The 2,909-nt window shown below is 69.1% G+C and carries 5 protein-coding genes; 3 read left to right on the forward strand and 2 right to left on the reverse strand.

The genetic code is table 11. The features are described 5' to 3' along the window. Positions 1 to 269 precede the first annotated feature (269 nt). From JNL41_RS10330 to JNL41_RS10340, 3 genes are read left to right on the forward strand one after another with little or no spacing between them, the layout of a single operon-like run. Positions 270 to 545: a hypothetical protein gene (locus JNL41_RS10330; RefSeq protein ID WP_293474623.1), complete on the forward strand. Its 276-nt coding sequence runs from the start codon at positions 270 to 272 to the stop codon at positions 543 to 545. A gap of 7 nt (positions 546 to 552) precedes the next feature. Next, a complete protein-coding gene (locus tag JNL41_RS10335; RefSeq protein ID WP_293474625.1) occupies positions 553 to 918 on the forward strand; it encodes a potassium channel family protein in 366 nt (121 codons plus the stop codon). Beyond that, entirely contained in the window at positions 915 to 1,088 is a 174-nt protein-coding gene (locus JNL41_RS10340; RefSeq protein ID WP_293474627.1) for a hypothetical protein, read from the forward strand. Before JNL41_RS10335 ends, JNL41_RS10340 begins: the two co-directional genes overlap by 4 nt. Positions 1,089 to 1,110: 22 nt before the next feature. Here JNL41_RS10340 and JNL41_RS10345 read toward each other — a convergent pair whose 3' ends face one another. Both JNL41_RS10345 and JNL41_RS10350 read right to left on the reverse strand, forming a co-directional pair. Next, a complete protein-coding gene (locus JNL41_RS10345) occupies positions 1,111 to 2,118 on the reverse strand; it encodes an SGNH/GDSL hydrolase family protein (RefSeq protein ID WP_293474628.1) in 1,008 nt (335 codons plus the stop codon). Between the two features lie 487 nt (positions 2,119 to 2,605). Then, positions 2,606 to 2,845, reverse strand: a complete 240-nt coding sequence (locus tag JNL41_RS10350; protein ID WP_293474630.1) for a hypothetical protein — start codon at positions 2,843 to 2,845, stop codon at positions 2,606 to 2,608. Positions 2,846 to 2,909: the final 64 nt, after the last annotated feature.

Genomic DNA, 2,909 nt, shown 5'->3' on the forward strand with positions numbered 1-2,909 from the left:
GTTGGGGGCGGAAAGCATCCCTCGGGATGCTCGACAGGAGGAGTCCTTGGCGAGCGGCGACGGCGGCTGGCTGAGAGACCGCTTGAAACGCGGTTCGGTCGATTTTCCGGCTCTCACGTTTGGGTCGGCCCGCGGCCGGCCGGCGTCGCTGACGAACTTGTGCCGCACGCGCTGGCAGAGGTGGTGGGCTATCCTCGCCCAAGGCTTCGGGATGGGACGGATTGGCCGTTCCTGGAGTTCGATCGGCGGCATGCCGCGGCACGCTCGCGATGCTTGAGACCCAGTCGCAGGCCTACGAGTTCAACTGGCCGCCGGCAGAGGCCTTGGTCGACGCGCTTGCGGAGGAGATCGCGGCCCTCGGCGCCGACGCGCGGTTCTTCGGCAATGCAGACCACGTGACGCCACAAGCCCCCCAGGGGTCCGGCGAGTTCATCGTCGCTCGTTCCGTATCGTGGCGGCCGCTGTCCAAGGCGACATTCGATACCGGCATCTTGGGAGTCGGCCGCACGCTGGCTTTCATCGTCTGGGCGGAAGAAGAGGACTGAGGCGCCGATGAACTGGGACCTCCTGCGGCCGTCGCGGCTGCTCAACAGCATTCCGGAGGTGCTGGCGGTCTATGCGGGGGCGTATGCGACCTGCGTCGTCGTCGTGAAGGTGTCCGAGGCGTGGAGCGTTCCGGACGCGCTGTGGTTCGGGCTGGTGACGATCACCACGACCGGCTACGGCGACCTGTCTCCGCACAGCGTCACGGGCCGGGTGGCCGCCGCGGCGCTGATGGTCGTGAGCTGGCTGCTGAACATCCTGCTCGCGGGTCAGGTCGCCGCCAAGCTGATCGTCAACAGCGACGCCTGGACCAACGACGAGCAGGAGGAGGTGAAGCGCCTGCTTCGGGAAATCCGCGCGCGGGTGGAGCCGTGAGCGCGGGGGGCGTCGTGCGGCTGACGGCGTTGCTGGGCGCGGGCGAGGCGCGGGCGGCCGACGAGTACATGTACGTGGTCAACGGCACGGGGCGGTTCGATGATCGCCTGGCGGCGGACATGGGTGGCCTGCCCCTCAACTCCGCTCATCCCCGCATGCGCGTCGCATGAGCGGGAGACGCGGCGGGAGGCGCTAGCGGAGCATAAGAATGTCGATCGCGTCGCTGATGGCGCGGTAGCCGGCGTCATTGGGATGAAGCCAATCGCCGGACTGCAGATCGGCGCGAAGTCTCGCCGGACGGTCCGGATCGCGCAGCGCCATGTCCAGGTCGACCACGGCGTCGAATTCTCCCGACCTTCGTATCCACGCGTTCACCGCCTGGCGAGAAGCCTCTCCCTGCTCGGTGAAGTAGGCTGCGCCTTCGAAGGGAAGGATCGTGGCCCCGATCACCTCGAGGCCGGCGGCCCTAGCGCGGGCGATCAGTTGACGATAGCCGAGGATGAGTTCGCTCGGCGTGGGCCTTCCCTCCGATCGTCCGAGGTCGTTTATGCCTTCCAGAACGAGCAAGTGGCTCGCGCCTGCGACCGAAAGGGCATCCCGGTCGAGACGACTGAGGGCGCTCTGCCCCTGATACGAAAAGCGCCCGTCGCCAAGCAGCCTGTTGCCGCCGATGCCGGCGTTGACGACCCCGAAGGCCTGTTGCGGGAACCGGGCCGCGAGGCGCTCCGCGAGCAGGTCCGGCCAGCGACGGTTTGCGCCGATCGTCGAAGACACGCCATCGGTGATGGAGTCTCCCAGAGCGACGATCACACTGGAACCGAGGCCCGTCTCGACGTCGACGCGGGATATGAACGCCCGATAGGCTTCCACGCCCGATGCCGGCGGCAACGGACGCCGGGTCCAGTCACCGGGCGGCGAAACCTGAACCAACTCGCCGCCGCGCATATGGCAGGTGCAGGGTCCTGTCCGGCCCGGGAGGTAGAGGCTTACTCTCAGCCTCTCGAAGTTCTTCGTCGCGAGGGGGATCGGATCGCTGAGCATCGGCGCCCCGGCCGGCGCGACGGCGCTCGTCGCTCCACCGAAGGTGACGGTGCGATCGCTGCCGGGGACAATCTGGCCCTCTGGCGAGAGAATGGCGACACGGGCGCCCCCGATCAGCAGCGGACTGCCGCCGTACTCGTTGGTGAAGCGGATGCGCATCCGCCGTCCGCCCGCACTGAGCCGCAGGACCTGGACAATCGTCTGATTGTCGAACGACGGGCTCGCCAGGCCCCCGTTCGCGCCAGCCATCGGCTGTGTGGACGCGGGGGCCGCGCCCCATGTGCCGATCCAATGCAGGGCTTCGCCTCGGGCTTGCGCAGCGTCGGGCGTGAGCCAAGCAGACGACAGTAGGGCTCCGAGGAGGATGAAGACCCGCAGCGCTCTCATTTCGCCAACCTCAGTTTTCGCTCCGGGAGCCTGGTTCGTGGACCGGGCGGCGCACCGGGAGGCCTCCGCGCAGGACTTTGCGGGGCCCGAAGCCGACTCGTGGATGGGGGGAAAGCTTCGCCATATCGCTTCGCACATCAACCGGCGGCGCGACTCTGGCGGCCGGTCGGCCCAGGAAGGGCGGTCTGGGTCCCCGCAGTCGCGGGGATGAGCGGGAGGTGGGGGCCTGGTCTTTGGCTTCGTCAGATGCGGGAAGGCCCTACCCCAGCCGGGCTTCGATCTCGGCGATGGTTTCGGCGACGGCGGCTTCGTCGTCGCCGAGGATGGCGTCCCAGACCATCTTGAGGAACGCGACCGGCTGGCCGGCGCGGCCCTGGTCGTGCTCGGCCTTCCAGGCGTGGAGGCGCGTCAGCACCTCGCGGGCCTGGGCGGCGTCGGGCGCGGCGCGGTGGGCGCGCCACCAGGCGAGGTCGGCCTGGAGGTCGGGCGCGGGGGGCACGGCGGTCTCCGTCAGCCTCCGCGGGCGAACCGGGCGAGGTCGGCGGCGGTGTCGCGGCTGATCT

This window comes from Phenylobacterium sp. (genome assembly GCF_016793285.1).
In the GTDB taxonomy this organism is placed as follows: domain Bacteria; phylum Pseudomonadota; class Alphaproteobacteria; order Caulobacterales; family Caulobacteraceae; genus Phenylobacterium.

Bases quoted from the DNA above. Each gene is read 5' to 3' on its own strand.
- JNL41_RS10330 (WP_293474623.1), top strand. From the start codon at position 270: ATGCTTGAGACCCAGTCGCAGGCCTACGAGTTCAACTGGCCGCCGGCA.
- JNL41_RS10335 (WP_293474625.1), top strand. From the start codon at position 553: ATGAACTGGGACCTCCTGCGGCCGTCGCGGCTGCTCAACAGCATTCCG.
- JNL41_RS10345 (WP_293474628.1), bottom strand. From the start codon at position 2,118: ATGCGCATCCGCTTCACCAACGAGTACGGCGGCAGTCCGCTGCTGATC.